17 protein-coding genes and 1 pseudogene are annotated in these 18086 nt (G+C 37.9%); 10 read left to right on the top strand and 8 right to left on the bottom strand.

Translation table 11 applies throughout. The annotated features are described in order from the left end of the window. The first annotated feature begins 9 nt into the window (after positions 1-9). Positions 10-261: a DUF3886 domain-containing protein gene (locus H4683_RS02180; RefSeq protein WP_192597196.1), complete on the top strand. Its 252-nt coding sequence runs from the start codon at positions 10-12 to the stop codon at positions 259-261. A gap of 155 nt (positions 262-416) precedes the next feature. Here the strand turns inward: H4683_RS02180 and H4683_RS02175 are convergent, their stop codons facing one another. The 4 genes from H4683_RS02175 to H4683_RS02160 form a co-directional block, all read right to left on the bottom strand. Continuing rightward, the gene (locus H4683_RS02175; RefSeq protein ID WP_192597195.1) at positions 417-689 is read right to left on the bottom strand and encodes an alpha/beta-type small acid-soluble spore protein; all 273 of its coding nucleotides are present in this window, start codon (positions 687-689) and stop codon (positions 417-419) included. A gap of 83 nt (positions 690-772) precedes the next feature. Then, positions 773-1153 carry a pepsin/retropepsin-like aspartic protease family protein gene (locus H4683_RS02170; RefSeq protein WP_192597194.1) on the bottom strand — a complete coding sequence of 127 codons (381 nt, stop codon included), beginning with the start codon at positions 1151-1153 and terminating at the stop codon, positions 773-775. Further along, on the bottom strand, positions 1150-1398 hold the full coding sequence (locus H4683_RS02165; RefSeq protein WP_192597193.1) for a hypothetical protein: 249 nt from the start codon (positions 1396-1398) through the stop codon (positions 1150-1152). Before H4683_RS02165 ends, H4683_RS02170 begins: the two co-directional genes overlap by 4 nt. A 261-nt stretch (positions 1399-1659) precedes the next feature. Next, on the bottom strand, positions 1660-3969 hold the full coding sequence (locus H4683_RS02160) for a 5'-nucleotidase C-terminal domain-containing protein (RefSeq protein WP_192597192.1): 2310 nt from the start codon (positions 3967-3969) through the stop codon (positions 1660-1662). A gap of 286 nt (positions 3970-4255) precedes the next feature. Between H4683_RS02160 and H4683_RS02155 the strand changes: the two genes are divergently transcribed. Continuing rightward, positions 4256-5938, top strand: coding sequence for a methyl-accepting chemotaxis protein (locus H4683_RS02155; RefSeq protein WP_192597191.1), 1683 nt, complete (start codon positions 4256-4258; stop codon positions 5936-5938). Between the two features lie 100 nt (positions 5939-6038). Here H4683_RS02155 and H4683_RS21215 read toward each other — a convergent pair. From H4683_RS21215 to H4683_RS02145, 3 genes and pseudogenes are all read right to left on the bottom strand, one after another. Next, positions 6039-6239, bottom strand: a pseudogene (locus H4683_RS21215) (peptidase M20); the annotation flags it as partial. An 84-nt stretch (positions 6240-6323) separates the two neighbouring features. After that, on the bottom strand, positions 6324-7172 hold the full coding sequence (locus H4683_RS02150; protein ID WP_192597453.1) for a methyl-accepting chemotaxis protein: 849 nt from the start codon (positions 7170-7172) through the stop codon (positions 6324-6326). Positions 7173-7201: 29 nt separating this feature from the next. Then, positions 7202-8659, bottom strand: coding sequence for an aldehyde dehydrogenase family protein (locus H4683_RS02145; protein ID WP_192597190.1), 1458 nt, complete (start codon positions 8657-8659; stop codon positions 7202-7204). Positions 8660-9048: 389 nt separating this feature from the next. Here H4683_RS02145 and H4683_RS02140 point away from each other — a divergent pair, with 389 nt between their 5' ends. From H4683_RS02140 to H4683_RS02130, 3 genes are all read left to right on the top strand, one after another. Beyond that, a complete protein-coding gene (locus H4683_RS02140) occupies positions 9049-9591 on the top strand; it encodes a hypothetical protein (protein WP_192597189.1) in 543 nt (180 codons plus the stop codon). 24 nt (positions 9592-9615) lie between these two features. Next, entirely contained in the window at positions 9616-9774 is a 159-nt protein-coding gene (locus tag H4683_RS02135) for a monothiol bacilliredoxin BrxC family protein (RefSeq protein ID WP_192597452.1), read from the top strand. Between the two features lie 724 nt (positions 9775-10498). After that, complete coding sequence (locus H4683_RS02130; RefSeq protein WP_192597188.1) at positions 10499-10684, top strand: hypothetical protein; 186 nt, start codon at positions 10499-10501, stop codon at positions 10682-10684. 219 nt (positions 10685-10903) lie between these two features. On the opposite strand, the gene H4683_RS02125 is transcribed toward H4683_RS02130, so the two are convergent. Then, positions 10904-11110, bottom strand: a complete 207-nt coding sequence (locus tag H4683_RS02125) for a hypothetical protein (protein ID WP_192597187.1) — start codon at positions 11108-11110, stop codon at positions 10904-10906. 69 nt (positions 11111-11179) lie between these two features. Between H4683_RS02125 and glmS the strand changes: the two genes are divergently transcribed. From glmS to H4683_RS02100, 5 genes are all read left to right on the top strand, one after another. Then, the gene (gene glmS / locus H4683_RS02120) at positions 11180-12982 is read left to right on the top strand and encodes a glutamine--fructose-6-phosphate transaminase (isomerizing) (RefSeq protein ID WP_192597186.1); all 1803 of its coding nucleotides are present in this window, start codon (positions 11180-11182) and stop codon (positions 12980-12982) included. 182 nt (positions 12983-13164) lie between these two features. Then, the gene (locus tag H4683_RS02115; RefSeq protein WP_192597475.1) at positions 13165-13407 is read left to right on the top strand and encodes a hypothetical protein; all 243 of its coding nucleotides are present in this window, start codon (positions 13165-13167) and stop codon (positions 13405-13407) included. Then, the gene (locus H4683_RS02110; RefSeq protein WP_192597185.1) at positions 13394-15409 is read left to right on the top strand and encodes a S9 family peptidase; all 2016 of its coding nucleotides are present in this window, start codon (positions 13394-13396) and stop codon (positions 15407-15409) included. Before H4683_RS02115 ends, H4683_RS02110 begins: the two co-directional genes overlap by 14 nt. A 357-nt stretch (positions 15410-15766) precedes the next feature. Continuing rightward, positions 15767-16612, top strand: coding sequence for a DUF2785 domain-containing protein (locus tag H4683_RS02105; RefSeq protein ID WP_192597184.1), 846 nt, complete (start codon positions 15767-15769; stop codon positions 16610-16612). 582 nt (positions 16613-17194) lie between these two features. Next, a complete protein-coding gene (locus tag H4683_RS02100) occupies positions 17195-17887 on the top strand; it encodes a hypothetical protein (RefSeq protein ID WP_192597183.1) in 693 nt (230 codons plus the stop codon). Positions 17888-18086 lie beyond the last annotated feature (199 nt).

Raw genomic sequence — 18086 nt, 5'->3', positions numbered from 1 at the left:
GTGAAAATAGTGGCGAAAAAACGCAAACAACCACAACCACGTCCGAAAAAGGTGGAAAATGAAGGTCTAACTCTTTCTGACGTACTTGGAGACGACATTCTCGAAAAGTTGAAAGCGGCTAAAAAAGTACTATCTGCTGCAGAAGATGTAAAAGAAGAGGAGCGCCAAGCCCAGATTATACGTGAACGCAAAGAACGTGAAAAGAATAAAAGTTTCGAAGAACTCCTTAACGAGTTTGGGGATGTGGGATCGAAGTTTTAAAGAGGAAGCCGAACAGATATTGGATTTTAGTTGAAAGTTATCTACACACAAACAAAAGCACCGGATCTATCCTGGTGCTTTTGTTGTTTCACGACATTCAGAGTGTCAACCATTCAAAAACGCTGACCCAACAATATCATGGTCCAGCGTTTTATTCATTTCCTCAACATCTGCTCTTGTGCCAACCGAACCATTTCCTTCACCATATTGCCACCAATCGGACCACCAATTTTCCCTGCCTGTTCCGCCGTTAGCTTCCCGTTATACCCTTTAGTAAGTGGAATGCCAAGTTCCTCCGCAATCTCGAATTTCACATTATCAGGTGTAGACGAATCTACATCATATCCTTGCGCTTTCATAACATCCGCTTTCAATTGATCCAACGCTAGTCGAGCAGCGGGCACTAAAATTTTATTATTCCTCGCCATTTTCTCTCCTCCTTTAAGCAGTAGTGTTTCCCGAAATCGGAAAATCACAACTGTAAAATGAAAAGATGAACCTGAAATAAACCTCAAAAATCGGTAGTTAATTTCAAGTTTTTCAAATCAATTAGAAATTCCCCGGTTTTCAACAAATCAAGTCCAATCAAGCCGTTGATATTAAAACCATCCAAATTACCAAAATCAATATCGACATTTAGGAAATCTTTGTTTCTGAGTGACACCATGTCAATCGCTTTTGAGAAACAGTACTCTTCGCCGCCAATGCCAATACGATTAACAAGGGTATCGCCTGGCTCAAAAAAAATGCCGATATCTGAAACTTCGTCAACGACGATAATTGAATGAACGGCACCCGTATCAACCACAACCCTATCAATCGTTTTTGTTTTACCTCGAAAGGAAATCTCGATAGAAGTGAAAAGTAATCCGCTTTCGTCCGATAGATTCATCTGATTGATCCTCGGAGCGCAGAAGGTCTTCGTATTTCAACGACGATTTGCTCATTCTTTGTATGGTATACAATCGTATTTTTTTCCGCATTCATCAACGCCTTGGTTGCTTCTTCGGCACCTTCAATTGGACGGATTAGTGCGACTTCATCGACGATTTTTTTATTCTTAGTGGAATGTGAATCAAGAATTGACAACAAAACATATTGATCAGGGAAAATTTCACGTACTTCCTGCCATTTCATCGCTTTCACCTCATCGTAATCTTTTCATCATTATACCACTTGAGAAAATTCAGTCAAAGTATCAAGGCGAGGAGCATTAACTATTTAATTGGATCGATATTATAGTGATTTCTAGACTTGAGTCGCTTAGGTCTTTCGGGTATGAGTTTCCTATAGACAATACAAAAAGAACCCCAGGAAAAGTCTGGAGTTCTTTTTGTTAAATTCTCACACTTGTCGTAGTAACCGTAAAGCAAGTCTAGTCTAGTACGAAAATACGTGTTATTTTTGAACCTTTACATATCTGCTAGAGACATAAGCTATTTTGCCATTGTAAGAAATTTTATAGAAGCCTTTTTCAACGCCTAAAATCGTCAACTCCGTATGCATGGGAACTGTTCCATAAACTTTCCCACCGTTTGCAGGATGGAAACGAACATTTAAGTGATGTGCAGTAACTTCACCTTTAACTGTTACCGGTTTAATCTTATCTGGTGTTGATTTACTCGGTTTAACTAGGACAGGTTTATCCTTGCCTGGTTCTGGTTTGCTCGGTGCAGGTTTAACCTCATCTGGCGCTGGTTTAACTGGCCCAACTGGCTCAATCGGCTTAACTGGCTCAACTGGTTTATCTTTACCTTTATCATCTTCTGGCACAGGGTTAGTTAACACTTGGGATAACTTCTGATAAAATTCGCCTGTCGTTTTCACTTCAGAAAATAGACTTTCGCTTACTTTGGCTTTCAAAGATAAGGCGTTTATCTCTTGTTTAGTCACTGTATCATTTACGTTAATGGATGCAATATTTGTGAATTTCCCGTCCTCTGTAGCAGGAATTTCTAAAATCCCTTTATTGACCAGATCTACAACCGCTGAACGTGCTGGTGATTTTGTATCTACACCAACAATTTTCCAATTGTCTTGGATAACCGGTTTATATTCACCTTTCATTTCTTCTTTTAAATACTTAATCGTCAAATTACGGATAGTTCCTCCTGTTTCTCCATACGCACTTTCATCTTTTGAAGACCAAAGCATGTTAAACTTCCGTCCTTCTAACGCCTGTCCTTTTGAAAGAAGGAAATCCATTCTATACGAATTCATGCCTAATTTCAGCTTATCTTCATTTTGGATGGGCGACCCATCTAATTTGCGGAGATTTTTGATTCTGTTCCCTTTTTGCTCAGTCAAATCAATATCGTATTTGACGTTGCCAAAATAGTCGTTTGTACTATATTTTGATGAGCGACGTGTTTTATCAAAGCTTGTCGTTACATCTCCTGGGCGGGTACTGTTAAAGTAGCCAGCAGACCATTCCATATAGTCTTTCAAGTCTTTTCCAGTTACTTCATATACCGAAACTTCACCACCAGCAAACTGATAATTATAAGCAATATCCTTTTTCATGATTGGGCCGATAGCCAATGAAGCTTTATCATTATCAATTTGATGTGACACGACATCTGCTTTGCTGTAATGAAGCATTACTTCATGGAAAAGGTCTGACAAAGGTGTTTCCTGAATATGTATAGCAGGAATTCCGTTCATTTCATTTTTAGGAACAAGATCCGTTTCTTTCAGCTGCGCTACCACAATATTAGCATCTGCACGTGCAAACTCATGATACGGTTTTAAGTGTGTTTCAAGCTCACTATCCGATTCAAGAATTGTTCCATCTTCAGCTTTTACTGGAATAACCGACGCATCTTTATCCTTCAACACAACCTGAGTTCCTTGACGTGTGAATGTCAAATCAATTCGGGAAATATGTGTGCCATATTTATTTGGTTCTGTAATTAGAACACCATTGACATCTTCTTTTTTGATAAGTACATGATTATGACCTGCAAAAATGGCTGCCAGTTCTGGTACAGCATTTGCAATTTCTTTAACGCCTGTTCCCGGGTTGCTATTTTCATTTTCTAGACCCATATGCATAAGGCCAATCATGACATCCACTTTACCTTCCAACTCTTTAACTGCTTTTTTTGTTTCCTCTACCGGATTTTTAACAACTAATCCATCAAGATGATTTGTTCCTTTTTCATACTCTACAATTAGTGGCGTAACCATGCCGATAATTCCGATTTTGACGCCGTCTCTTTCAATTATTGTAGAGGCAGGCAAAAACCGTTCACCGTTTTCTTTGTACACATTTCCTGCAAGTTTAGGCCCTTTATATTGACTAGAGACTTTGTCCAATACATCCAATCCAAAGTTGAATTCATGATTTCCATATGTCCAAGCCTCAAATCCCATTTCATTTATGGCAACCATCATTGGAGATTGTGGTTGATCATTAAATAGCTCGGCAGAATTATCCTGTATTAAATCTCCGTTATCGAGCAAAATGGTATTCGGATTTTCCTTGCGAATATTTTTGATAGTCGTATACAACTGCGTTAAGCTTCCATTCAGATTGGGACCGTCAATTGCATAATCCCACGGCATGAAACGACCATGGATATCTGAGGTTGCTAGTAGTGTTATAGTAACCTCTTTTTCCTCCGCATTTACGATTGTTTGATTAGAGAAGATTCCAGTTCCACAAACCAGTAGAATTGCTAAAAATAGGGGCATACATTTCTTCATAATTTCTCCCTTCACTCTTCAGAATTTTATAAATACCTAAAGAATATAGCACTTAAAATTGCCACAAGCAAGTCACTAGAATTGTGTGCTTTCATTGATTTAATCATAAAATTTCAAAAAATTATGTTTGCTCCGATGAACGAGATAATTTTGGCGACTCTAGGATTCTGGTTGACATAGTTGTGGAGGGGTTAAAAAGAATCATTTAAAAAATAATATAAATAGTGGCGGAATAGGACCTTAAGGACTATGATGAACTAGATTACATAACATGGAGGTATTTAGTATGAAAATATTCGGGAAGTTAGTTCTATCATTTTCAGTAGTTATTTTGGTTTTTGTATTGTTAAATACATATAATCTGTTTCAATCAAATCAGTTGAATAAAAATTCGGAATTCATGTATGAGGAGGGGGCAATACCGGCTCTGTATCTAATTAACATCGCTCAGCTTTCCGAAAATACCAGGGTACAAATGTTAACAGGTTTAGCATTTGAAAATACAAAATCAATTGATCAAACGCAAGAAAATTTGCAACAAATACAGATGTGGATTGAAAAGTTTGGAGAAACAGAGTTAGGTGAGGATGAGTTGACTTCGTTTACTACTTTTAAAGAAAAATGGATTTTATTTGATGAGCGTGTCAATAAAAATTTGGATTTAATGAGAGACGGTAATTGGAAAGATGTTGAACAGGGTATCAAAGCGGGAAAAGTTTTTTTCGAAGATGCACAGATCCATTTTACTGAGCTTGTTGAGTTGAATAATAAGATTATAGAAGGTATGAGGGATGAAAATCAACGGGTATACTCGAATACATTTCGTTTGAGTATCATTCTAATGGCAATGAGTAGTCTCTTCGCCATTGTCATTGCCTATTTCTTTAGTAGACAGATGATAAACCGCTTGAAAGAAGTACTCAATCGAGTTCAAGAAATTGAGGCTGGAAAATTGTACGGGAATAGGCTGAAGATACATGGAAAAGATGAAATTGCGATGTTATCTACGGGATTGAATAATATGCATGTAAACTTAAGGAATGTCATAAGTGAAGCACTCGATTCTAGCCAACAAGTGTCCGCAAGCTCGGAGCAATTGTCAGCAAATGCTGAGGAAAGTATAGCAGCAGCGGAATCGGTCACGACCTTATCGCAACAATCGGCAGACGGTGCGGATGATCAACTCCAAAGTGTCAATGAAATTTCGGCTGTAGTTGAAAATATGGCAGACAATATGCAAGCAATCGCATATAGTAGTGATCAAATGAATAGCCAATCAAGGGGAGCATTTGAGCAGACACGTGAAGGGGTTATTGCAATTGAAGCGGTGAATACACAAATGCACTCAATTACGAGTGCAGTCGACTTCACAGCTAAATCTGTACAAAGTTTGGACGAAAAGTCGAAAGAAATTGGTGATATTGTCGGCATGATTACAACAATTGCAAATCAAACCAATTTACTTGCCTTAAATGCGGCAATTGAAGCTGCACGTGCAGGCGAGCATGGAAAAGGATTCGCGGTCGTTGCGGCTGAAGTTCGCAAGCTCGCAGAAGGATCGCGTGTCTCAGCTGAAGAAATCGTCAATATGGTAAAAGAAATACAACTTGAAATCCAAAAAGTTGCCAGTTCCATGCAGCGAGGAACAGATCGCGTGCAGGATGGATTAATGAAGGCGGAAGAGGTGACCCGTATTTTCACGGTCATCGAATCGATGGTTGGAAATGTGTCTAAAAATGCAGTGGAAGTAAATCGTTCGATAGAGATCATGTCTACATTGAGCAACAAGATTTCAAGTTCAGTTGCGACAGTGAGCAACATTGCGGAAGTGAGTGTGCTTGCATCGCAAGAAAGCAGTGCAGCATCGGAAGAGCAACTAGCAACCATGGAGGAAATCTCTGCGGCGAGTGAGTCCCTAGCTCATTTAGCGGAAGATTTGCAAACAGCCATTCAACACTTTGAACTTTGATGTGTTAGTCAGCGCATGAAATCGGGAAAATAATTAAGAGAGACCTTTGCAGATTTTCGCAAAGGTCTCTTTTTCGAAACTTACACATTACGATCATCCATTAGACCGATTGCAGACACCTTTCTTCAACAGCTTCGTTCAACAGTTTAACGGTAGCTTCCTGGATTAGGTGCTGTAACACGCCGAAAGAGTAGGGCTTATAAACACGTTCGGTCCATTTATGACAATCTTAGCTGTAGACACCCATATTAATGAACGGGATATTCAGCTTCTAAATCGATTGAAATGGAATCGTATAGATAGTAAGGTCATTTGGCGGTCAGGTGTTTTATTCTGTTAGCTATATTATGGAACTAATTTTAACGTATTGAATTTTTTATGTTTGTTAATTTCTTAAATTGTTTTCGGCTAATTCTGATAAGTTTTGTGCATTACGACTAATCTCTTGAACAGTGGCTGAAATTTCCTGTATAGAAGCTGCTTGATTTGTCGTAACCTCATTGATACTTGAAAATGCTGTATTCAATCTTTCAACGGATTGAGAAATATATTTTGTCACATTATTAATTTGCCCGACATTTTCTTTTGAATTGGTAGCAAGTTTTCGGATTTCTTGTGCAACGACAGAGAAGCCTTTTCCGTAGTCACCGGCTCTTGCCGCCTCAATGGCAGCGTTTAATCCAAGAAGGTTACTTTGGTCCGAAATTTCTCTGACGACAGAAGATATTTTCCCGATTTCAGCTGCTCCTGAAGTAACTTCATTTAAAATTCCAGAGGCTTCCGCAACCTGGTCGGCTAATTTTGAAACGGAATCAGCTATTTCATCGAGTGAAGCAGCAGTTTCTTCAAAGATTGCTGACAAGCTATCAGCAACTAAAAATAAGTCATTTGATTTTTTTAGACTTGTACCAACGCCGACGCCCCCGACAACTTTGCCATTCTCGTCGTGTAACGGAATGGCACGGGCTATCAGCGGGAATCCGAACAGCTCTTTAGGTACCATTGCACTTTTGTCTCTGTTTTCTCTAAGGGCATCCGTGATGATATCCCCAGGTGCAAGAGGATCACCAGTATGGACATCCAATGCAAATGTCTCACCCGGAATATTTAGTAATAACTTTTTTGTATCATATATTCCGATTGTGATATCGTCTTGAATTAATCTATTTAAATAAGGGGCCACTCTTTGAAATGCTTCCAGTATATCTTCACCAAGTTCTAAATCCTTTTCCACATAACCCAATTTGCTCACTCCTTAGAATGTTAGTATGGAAATGTTCTTTGACCATAATTTACGGAAATCCATTTCATCGTTGTAAACTCGTCTAGGCTCCATTGTCCATTCAAACGACCGATACCCGATTGATTTTCACCACCGAATGCTACAATTGGTTCGTCATTAATTGTAATGTCATTCACATGAATCATACCTGTATGAATTTTCTTAGCCATTTCAACACCAACTTCAATATTAGACGTATGGATTGCTCCACTCAACCCAAAACGTGTATTATTCGCAATCGCAATGGCCTCTTCTGCCGTTTCAAATGGAATAACGCAAACAACTGGTCCAAACAATTCTTCTTGAGCAACTAACATTTCTTGCGTTACATTTCCTAGAATAGTCGGTTTGACCATATTGGATGTAATATTTCCGTTGAGTATGGCAGTAGCACCTTGTTTGATGCTATCGTTAATAAGCGATTGTAGGTTAGAAGCTTGACGGGCATTCATCACAGGTCCGATTATCGTTTCAGGATCTCTTGGGTCACCGACTTTTAGTGAAGACACTTTCTTTTTATATCTTTCATTGAATAAGTCGTAAATAGACCTTTGGACAAGAATACGATTGGCTGACATACATATTTGTCCTTGGTGGGTGAAACGACTAAATGTAGCTGCATTCACCGCATAGTCAATATCGGCATCTTCCATGATGATAAACGCACTGTTTCCACCTAACTCCAAAATAGGCTTCTTAAAGTTTTTGATTGCAACTTGTCCTATATGACTTCCCACTTTGGTTGAACCTGTAAAAGAGATGATTCTTGGAATTGGATGTTCGACAAAAGAATCACCTATTTCATTAATATCCGTTATGACAACATTTAAAAGACCTTTTGGAATACCTGCTTCTTCGAAAATCTTAGCAATCAGAGTTCCCCCAGTAATTGGCGTTTCTTCATGTGGCTTCAAAACAACGCCATTTCCGGCACCGAGAGCAGGTGCTACAGATTTCATCGATAAGAAGAATGGGAAATTAAAAGGACTGATGACCCCAACGACTCCTACAGGAATACGGTACAATCTGTTCTCTTTATGATCTTCGATAGACGGTAGAATTTTCCCTTCCATTCTTAATGGGAATGTTGCGGCTTCTTTTATCATATTTTTAACGAGACCTATTTCGAATGCTGCTTTCAGTCTAGTTGCTCCCAATTCATCTATGATAATTTCAGTAATTTCTTCTTCGTGCTTTTCAATGTAGTTTACTGCGTTCTCTAGAATATCGCGTTTTTTATAGGGATTAATTTTGTCCCATTGCTCTTTTGCAGACAAAGAGGCTTTATATGCCTGGTCGATATCTTGAACAGTCGCTACATTAATAGTGGCGAGTACTTCACCACTATATGGATTTGTATTCGTTAGAAGTGTGTCACTTTGCCCATTTCTCCAAACACCTTCTATGTACTGTTTACTCAATTTTTGTATAGTTAACATATCTTTCCCCTTAGTGTTAATTATAGTATTTACAAGTACGTATATACTATCGACCCCTTCGGAAGTATTATTAGGGTTTTTAAACATGTTCATATATTCTGATAAAAAGGAATTTGTAAAGTAAAACCTCAATCAGAGGGGGAGTTTCCTCATCTCCCATTTACACTTATTCGAGTTCCCTTAAGCCTTGAATTGGGGGTCTTACTGCCCGTTAATGGGGGATGAAAGTAGGTCTACACGACTACTTTTAAATTTTCAGACATCAAATCAATAGGGATATAACAATTAATAGAATGCTGTATTACGAATAAAAAACTTATAAAACTAAATTCGCGAACTCTTTTGCCGATAGTAAAAGTAATACGAAATCCACGAAAGGGGTTGGAAATGTGAAAATCATTGGAAATCAAGTTCTTGTTGATTCACTACAAAATCTGATGCAAAATAAGAAAAAAGAATCGGAAAAAAACCTGGGATTTATGGGTTCTTCACTCAATCAGCAATTGAACGAAACGTCATCAAATAGTGCTACATCTTATATTGCAGAAAAAATGCTTGATGATATGATTGTAGATCGAATAGCGAAGAAAATTGCTCGCGGTGAAATTATTACCGGGGAAGAAAAAGAAAAAATTAGAGCGATTAATCCTGAAAAGTTAAGGAAAGCGGAAGAAGTCAATAAACAGCGTCAGGAAATTGGTCAACGACTCAGGAATGCGAAAACAAGAGAAGAAGCGCAAACGATTATTTCGAATGAAAAATCGTCGGCCATAGCCATTATTGATAAGGGCGATGCAGAATACGGCGAATTATTGTTGGAAGCTGTGAATAAAGAGGCAACTGACTATTATAAGAAAAATCGTATACAGTCTACCAAACTACCAAGCGAAAGTGTAAAGGGCAGGCCTCACCTATTCGATATAAAATTATAAATAAGCGTAAAATAGCTTCCGCCTATTTTACGTTTTTTCCTATTCAGTTTTCTGTGCAATCTGAAACATGAATCACCCCAGCTACTGATCCTGAAGAATGGAAAAGGTGTATGGCAAACGACGCATTATCAATTCAAAAGGCCGCTAGTGATTGATGCGATTGGAGAGTACGCCTTGGATTAGCCGCCAAGCTGAATGTCGAAATTTAAAGCAACTCCATAAATCAGTTTTCAGCACATTGTCATGTTGTGTTGGAAACTGGTTTCATAGGTCAATCGATAGTCGTCCGCACCCATAATTTAGCCAAATCAACATAACCAAAATACTTTAAATTAATAGTCATCAAATCCGCCGGGAAAGGAATTTGCCGTTTTGCATTATATAAAGGAATCATTACGGAAGCTTCAAGAAGCGCTCATTCTACCTTCAGATTTAACGTAGTCCAATCTTCAAATGAGGTATGTGCATATTCAGCTACATAGCGGCCTATCGTTTCATCATTTCTCAGGATTTTGTCTAACTGCGAGTAACCACTTTTAAGAAAATGCAGGTAAGAAAAGTTTTGATAGAACAGTGACTTAGGTCATGACCTTGGTTTTTCTCTTGAATGTTCAAGTTTGGGATTTTACTTGTATATACGGGATTATTTAGGAAAATAACTACTGAAGAAAGTACCCCGTTTATCAATAAGTCTTCATAATAAAGAAGTTGTTTGCCGCTTACGTATCAATTAATATGGACGACTCGAATTAATTTTCATTGCCATCATCCGTTTTGTGTTGATAAAGATTCTCATATGGGGTATTATTGAAATGAGAATACTTCTCAGCACTATATTCACATAAAATTACTAGCTGCTCAATAAAAGTTTTACCAATAGATTAAAATGTGGAAAGGATGAAGGATTTTGATTCGAATTGTGATGATGGCGTTGGTTTCAGGGGTTGTCTTAGGGATAACAGCAGGTTCTTATTACGGAGGCCTAGACGTTGAGGGTATCGTAATGGGGCTTACTTCAATCGTCTGTATAGTTGCTATTTCTTCATTTATGATTTTTTACGAAAAAAAACGTATGGCGAAGTTTGAGGTATGAAGGCTATTAGATAGCAATACAATATGGAACTAGTTATAAGTAAGGACTACTCTAAAGTCGTAAATTCAACGACTTTAGAGTAGTCCTTTTTTAAATTAATCTTCTTAATTTATTGACAAGAAAATAGTAAAGTCAGTATGATAAGTGTGTCGACCATTAGCAATCATGAATAGCAATTGCTAATGAGTTACCGCGTGTGAATGGAGTGAAACCTGCGCGTTAAACATAAATCGGAAAACAGTTAAAGCGCCAGCGCTGAAGAAATCGGATATATTTAATCTTCAGCAGACGAGGTGGAGGAGTATCGAAGTTTTCGGCGGATGCCTCCCGATCGACATTGCCCGATTGATATTTTTGCTTGCAAATCGTTTGAGCAATCGAACGGACAAAGAAGCAAAAAGGCAAAATTGTTAAAGCAATAGTCATCTACACTTCGCTCTTTTAGAGGGGGTGTAGTTAAGTATTGCTTAATTTGCAAACATCGGAGGAAAAAATATGTGTGGAATAGTAGGGTATATTGGCGAGTTAGATGCAAAAGAAATTCTGTTAAAAGGTCTTGAAAAGTTAGAATATCGTGGCTATGATTCGGCGGGAATCGCACTTTGCAATGAAGAGGGCATTTCCATCGTTAAAGAAAAAGGTCGTATTGCAGATCTTCGTGCAGCAGTGGATGTAACTGTCTGTGCGTCAACAGGGATTGGTCATACACGCTGGGCTACGCATGGTGTGCCGAATAGAACGAATGCACACCCTCATCAAAGTGCATCCGGTCGTTTTACACTTGTGCATAATGGCGTGATCGAGAACTATCATTTGGTACAAAAAGAATATTTACCGGCAGTTTCGATGAACTCTGACACAGATACAGAAGTCATCGTGCAGCTTGTTGAAAAATTTGTAATAGACGGAATGACAACAGAAGCAGCTTTCCGACATACATTATCCTTACTTCATGGTTCCTATGCGATTGCCATGTTGGATGCCAATGAAGCGGATACGATTTTCGTTGCGAAAAATAAGAGTCCGTTACTTTTAGGTATGGGGGAACACTTTAATGTTGTTGTTTCCGATGCCATGGCAATGCGACAAGTAACCGACCAATTCGTGGAGCTCCATGACCAAGAAGTCGTTGTTATACGTAAAGAATCAATGGAAATCATGACATTGGATGGCGTGAAGATTGAACGCGCGCCTTTCACTTCAGTAATTGATATGAATGACATCGAGAAAGGCACCTATCCACATTACATGCTGAAGGAAATGTACGAACAGCCAGGGGTTGTTCGTAAAATTAGCCAAGCATATGAGGATCAGAAAGGTGAACTTACGCTTGATGTAGCTATCTGTAAAGCGTTGAATGAAGCGGATCGTCTGTATATCATTGCGGCAGGCACAAGCTACCATGCCGGACTCATTGGTAAGCAGTATATTGAAAAAATCGCGGGGATACCGGTTGAAGTGCATATTTCAAGCGAATTCGGCTATAATATGCCACTTCTTTCGGAAAAACCGTTATTTTTATTCATCACACAATCAGGTGAAACTGCGGACAGCCGCCAAGTATTAGTGAAGGTGAAAGCATTAGGCCATCCGACAATCACGCTGACAAACGTTGCCGGATCCACCCTTTCTCGCGAAGCGGATTACACATTATTATTGCATGCGGGTCCAGAAATTGCAGTGGCTTCGACAAAAGCTTACACGGCACAAGTGGCGGTTCTTGCCATTGTTGCGTATGTGGCTGCAAAAGAACAAGGGAAAACAGTGGACTTCGACTTGAAAAATGAACTTGCCATTGCCGCAAACGCCATCCAGACCATAATGGATTCAAAAGAAGAAATGGAACAGATTGCGCATGAGTTCTTGGAAGTCACTCGAAATGCATTCTTCATCGGACGTAATCTAGACTTCTACGTTAGCTTGGAAGGTGCACTTAAAGTAAAAGAAATCTCATATATTCAAGCAGAGGGCTTTGCAGGCGGCGAATTAAAACACGGGACCATTGCATTGATTGAAGAAGGCACACCTGTTTTCGCACTCGCTACACAACAAGCGGTAAGCCTCAACATTCGCGGAAATGTCAAAGAAGTTGTTGCACGGGGAGCGAACCCATGCATCATTTCAATGGAAGGGTTGGCAGAAGTGGGCGATCGTTTTGTCTTGCCAAAAGTACACGCATTACTCACGCCACTTGTCGCTGTTATTCCATTGCAATTGATTAGTTATTATGCGGCACTTCATAGAGACTGTGACGTGGATAAACCACGTAATCTAGCTAAATCGGTTACGGTTGAGTGAGGTAGGTAGGGGACATTAATTGTGGTGTTGTCTTTTAATAAAGATTGATAATTTATAACAAAGTTCCATAATTTTAAATAAAGATTGATAATAGGTAATAAAGTTTGATAAGAAATAACCCCTTAGGATATTATATCCATAAGAGGTTATTTCTGTTTTTCTGAAAGTAAGAGCTGTATGTTATGGAAAGAGATTTTGAGTGGTTATGGGAAAACCTTAAAGAAGGTGCCCGTCAAAAATTTGAAGATGTTTGTTGCGATGTCTACTCTAGTGAATTTCCTGATGCAGATGTTCATAAAGTAGCAGTTACTCAAGGGGATGGAGGAATAGATATTTATATTGATGAGGAAAACGGGAAATATCCTGTACCTGCTAACTTTGTTGGAAGAGAGTTAACGAGGGGGTTTATTAATGGAAATGAATAAAAAAACATATCTAAGTATAGAAGGGATTATTTCATTACCAACCTTATCAGGTACAAACATAAGTGATGATGGTAAAAACGTAGCATTTGTCAAGAAGACAGCTAACTGGAAAGACAATAAATATGGGAATCATGTATGGATATATGAAAAAGATAAGGGGCAATGTTACCCATTAACAACTAGGGATATAGATAGTACATACCCATTATGGTCTCCAAATCCTAGAGATATCGCATATCTTAGCCCAGTTGGTGACGAGGATAATAAGAAAAATCAGATCTTTATTAAGTCAATAGATGGTTCTAGTAGGGTTCAAATTACTGATGAGAAAGAAGGGGTCAGTAAATTTAAATGGGAGCCTACTGGCAAGGGTTTTTATTATGTAGCACAGTCAAAAGAATCTGAGGCGATAAAGAAACGTAAGGAACTATATGGAAATTTCCATCATATAGGTAAGGAATACCAGAATAATTGTTTATATTACATTGAAATAGAAAAAGTGATGCAAAATGATAAATATGAACACCCGAAAAGTTCTGATAGTCCCGGTAAGGATAAAGATGAACACGAAAATAGCTTTGTTTATCAACTAACTGATGGTAAGGATTTTCATATCCATGAATTTGATATTTCAAATGATGGGAAAAAGATTGTATTTATGGCTACACCAAGCCCAAATATGGGAGATTATATTAATGGAGATCTATATATACTAGATATTAAAGCTGGAGAGCTACAAAAGATGAATATAGATAAGTTGTTGGGAGGGAGCGTTTGCTTTTCTCCTGAAGGCAGCAAAATATGTTACTCAGCAAGCATAAGGGAGAAGGATTACTACAAGACCCATATAGAAGACAGTACACTAGAGATATATGATATTAATAATGGAGAGCTAATTCAACCTTTAACAGATTTTGATAGTACGGTTATTCCAATACGATGGACAGCTAAAGGGATTTTAATTAGATGGCAGAATAAAACTAATTATCTTATTGGGTTGCTATCTGAGAATGGCACTGTGGAAATGTTAAGCGAAAAAGTAGATAGTTTTATAAAGGATGCTTCTATAACAAAAGATGGAAATCATGTATCGTATAATAAGGCTATAACAAATGAAACCTTTGAAATCTATTTAGACGATAAAAAAATAACGAATGTAAATAGCTTTTTCAAAGGAAAGTTTAAAAGTAACAAGGAAATAATCTCATGGAAAAGTAGTGATGGTCTTGAAATAGAGGGAGTTTTATCAACCCCAGTAGAATTTGCCGCAAATAAAAAATATCCCTTATTAGTAGTAATCCATGGTGGTCCGGCTTGGGCATCCTTTCCAATATTTTTAGACTATTTTAATGAGAAATATCCTATTGAACAGTTTATCGAAAAAGGCTTTATAGTTTTAGAACCAAACTACAGAGGAAGTTCTGGTTATGGTAATGAATTCTTAAAAGCAAACTATAGAAAACTGGGAATTGCTAACTACGATGATGTGATATCTGGAGTGGATAAACTAGTTGACAAAGGGATTGCAGATAAAGATAGAGTAGGGGTTATGGGATGGAGCAACGGGGGATATATATCAGCTTTCTGTTCTACATTTAGTAGTAGATTTAAAGCTATTTCAGTTGGAGGTGGAATTACTAATTGGAGTACCCATTATGTAAATACAGATATATCTTACTTTATTAGGATGTATTTAGGAAATAATCCATGGAATGATCCAGAGATATATACTAAAACATCACCAATGACATATATTAAATCAGCCTGTACTCCTACTCTAATCCAACATGGCGAAAAGGATGCAAGAGTCCCAATTCCAAATGCATATGAGCTATATCAAGGATTAAGGGATATGAAAGTTGATACAGAATTAATTATATTTAAAGGAATGGCTTATAGTTCTGACCAGCCAGGAATTAATGTGGCTATTATGAAGCAGAATTTGATGTGGTTTTCACACTATATTCTTGGAGAAAGTATGCAAGATTTTAGGGTTTTATGATTAATAAATGGATATCCTCACAGAATACATAAGGATGAAACAGTCTTCATAAGAAAGCCTTTTTTCTTATTTAGCCTGTCATTGTAGCTCTATGATTTCCATGTGGATTTCCACTGTATAATACTCTAGCAACTACTGGATTGCGAGTACGGAAGTATCTGTTCTTCCTGGTGAAGTGTTTGAACGTCCTGGACATTTCAGAGTTGGATTTGGGCTTCACCCTGACAAATTCCGTGGTGCAATGAAATTGATGTCTGAATTTATTGCATCCAAGGGATGGCAATAGGAATAAGCAGAATTTTCGCTGACTCCTGATCTCGGCGGGGCGAGTGAACGAATGATGAGAGGGATGGGAAAATGAGCGATACAAGGACAAAATTGATGCTGGATTTGCAAAGAATTGAGAAGGATGAGTATCAGTTACGCGAAGGTGAGCAACATCAAGATTTCTTACTTTTGTTACTTCAATATATTGGCGATCCCCAGCCAGAATTACGGGATCACCTGATTTATCCGATGTTTTATATGTGGATTAAGGAAGAGAATAGGTTCAGTGGAGAAGAGTTGCGTAGCCTCTTAACTGTTCTGATTGATGAGAACAATTTGTTCTATAATATTGGCAGCGAGGATGATCAGTCAGTTTTTACAAGGACGTTCTCTGTCTTGCCTATCGCTTTGATTGTGCAACGCCACAGACAGAATCCATTTTTCAATCAAGCGGAAATTGAGCAATTAATGCATGCAATGCTCCGTTATTATAAAGAGGAGAAAGATCTGCGGGGTTACCTTTCAGTAGGAGGCTGGGCTCACAGCGCGTCTCACGGTGCGGATGTTTTTGTCGAGCTGGTGTTGTGCGAGGAGAGCAGCGTCGCAATGCTGCTTGAGGTTCTTGTCGCTATTTCTGGCATGCTTCATAATGGTAGACACATTTTTAGCGATGAGGATGATGAGCGGTTCGTCAACATCGTGGATACGATGATTGACAAAGAGTTACTTCCACATCAAGAAATCGCTGATTGGATTAGCGGCTTAGCGCAATGCTGCAATTTTCCGAGAAGTCGCAGTCAGGTGATTGCTCGCGTGAACAGCAAGAATTTTTTACGCAGTCTCTATTTCAGAAGGGGACAAGATAGCCGAGGGAATGAGCTTAACACTGTCATGCTTGGTACTGAGGCAAAATTGAACAGGTTTTCTATCAGTTAAAGGAGTAGAGGGGCTGTCCCAAAAGCTATGAAAATTGGCTGAAGGATTGTCCCTTTTTATGTCAAGAAAAACAAAAAGAAACCATCCTTTGGTAAAATGGGAGTACCACCCACCACGCACAAAAGGAGAGGCAAGTATTCCAGATTTACAAAAATTCCGCTGAGGGTTTGAACAACATTGATTACTAGGTAGTAGAGATTGAACCAATAAAAAACAGCAAATTAATTTACGGTAAAACTGACTTTGCTAAGCTTGAATCGTATTTAATTAATGGGGGAAATATCATAGAAATGATCAAATTTTTTTATGAAATAATGATTCAATAAAATATATTAAGAGCGTGTTTTGATTAATTTTTTTTCAAAACACGCTCTTTCTTCTTGCTTGTTTATCAAGGCTATTAGTATTAATTTGATCAATCTTTAATCTAAAGCTACATGTGGTGTTGAGAGACAATAAAGTTGTTTAATCACAAATAAAGAGTATTATTTACAAGAAAGCAGTTTGAAAATTCGCAGGAATCACGTCACTTTAATGATGTGAGATTCTACTAGAACTTTATATATGAGGAGGATATTGTTTATGGAAATAAAATTACTTACATTACAAACGGATAAATTAGAAATAATGAAAGAATTTTATACGCAATATTTAGGTTTTTCTCTATGTGGTGAAAGTCCAAGTAATTTTCAAATACAAGTAGGAACAAGCATTTTAGAATTTACTAATGAAAATGTAGTAGAGGAACCATATTATCATTTTGCATTTAATATTCCATCCAATCAATTTCAAGAAGCAAAAGCATGGTTGAAAGGGAAAACAACGCTTTTAGTAGAAGACGGAGAAGACGAGGCCGATTTTTCATTTTGGCCTGCACATGCTTGCTATTTTGAAGATCCAGCAGGAAATATAGTAGAATTCATTGCTCGATATAATGTAAATCCAACTAGCGAATCGCCATTTTCAGTAAATAATATTTTGAATATCAGTGAAATTGGTTTAATTGTAAAAGATGCACCAAGGGTCGTCGAGCAATTCAAAGAAATAAATATTATTGAAAGTGATAATGATCCAATTACTGATTCTTCTTTAAATTTCATGCAAGAAAATAAAAATGGCGTGTTCATTATTTTAACTAGCAGAGGTAGAAGATGGCTATTTTCGGAAAAGAAATCTGAAATTTTCCCAATGAAAATAACACTTGCTAAACAATTGGTCATAGGTGTAGATGAAGAACATGAATTTTTCATTAAAAAAATTGATGTTGTAGTATGAGCTACTCTTCACCTTTTAATCAAACTTAATTTCAAAGAAACGTGATAAAAAAATGGAGCTATGTACAATTTGCCTTCTGAAATTAAACAACTTTATTATCACTACACGTCTGTTGATTAACCAAATATAGGTAAACCTCTTTCGCTGAATTCCCTCAAACGACATAGGAAATCGACAACCTCACTTAGCCATTCCACGG

The organism is Sporosarcina limicola (assembly GCF_014873855.1).
In the GTDB taxonomy this organism is placed as follows: Bacteria; Bacillota; Bacilli; order Bacillales_A; family Planococcaceae; genus Sporosarcina; species Sporosarcina limicola.
This window is presented reverse-complemented; position numbering and strand designations above follow the sequence as displayed.

Excerpts from the sequence above, each read along its gene's own strand:
- H4683_RS02100 (WP_192597183.1), top strand. The coding sequence starts at position 17,195 with ATGGAAATAAAATTACTTACATTACAAACGGATAAATTAGAAATAATG.
- H4683_RS02160 (WP_192597192.1), bottom strand. The coding sequence starts at position 3,969 with ATGAAGAAATGTATGCCCCTATTTTTAGCAATTCTACTGGTTTGTGGA.
- H4683_RS02110 (WP_192597185.1), top strand. The coding sequence starts at position 13,394 with ATGGAAATGAATAAAAAAACATATCTAAGTATAGAAGGGATTATTTCA.
- H4683_RS02105 (WP_192597184.1), top strand. The coding sequence starts at position 15,767 with ATGAGCGATACAAGGACAAAATTGATGCTGGATTTGCAAAGAATTGAG.
- H4683_RS02145 (WP_192597190.1), bottom strand. The coding sequence starts at position 8,659 with ATGTTAACTATACAAAAATTGAGTAAACAGTACATAGAAGGTGTTTGG.
- H4683_RS02115 (WP_192597475.1), top strand. The coding sequence starts at position 13,165 with ATGGAAAGAGATTTTGAGTGGTTATGGGAAAACCTTAAAGAAGGTGCC.
- H4683_RS02155 (WP_192597191.1), top strand. The coding sequence starts at position 4,256 with ATGAAAATATTCGGGAAGTTAGTTCTATCATTTTCAGTAGTTATTTTG.
- H4683_RS02165 (WP_192597193.1), bottom strand. The coding sequence starts at position 1,398 with ATGAAATGGCAGGAAGTACGTGAAATTTTCCCTGATCAATATGTTTTG.
- H4683_RS02170 (WP_192597194.1), bottom strand. The coding sequence starts at position 1,153 with ATGAATCTATCGGACGAAAGCGGATTACTTTTCACTTCTATCGAGATT.
- H4683_RS02175 (WP_192597195.1), bottom strand. The coding sequence starts at position 689 with ATGGCGAGGAATAATAAAATTTTAGTGCCCGCTGCTCGACTAGCGTTG.
- glmS (WP_192597186.1), top strand. The coding sequence starts at position 11,180 with ATGTGTGGAATAGTAGGGTATATTGGCGAGTTAGATGCAAAAGAAATT.
- H4683_RS02125 (WP_192597187.1), bottom strand. The coding sequence starts at position 11,110 with ATGACTATTGCTTTAACAATTTTGCCTTTTTGCTTCTTTGTCCGTTCG.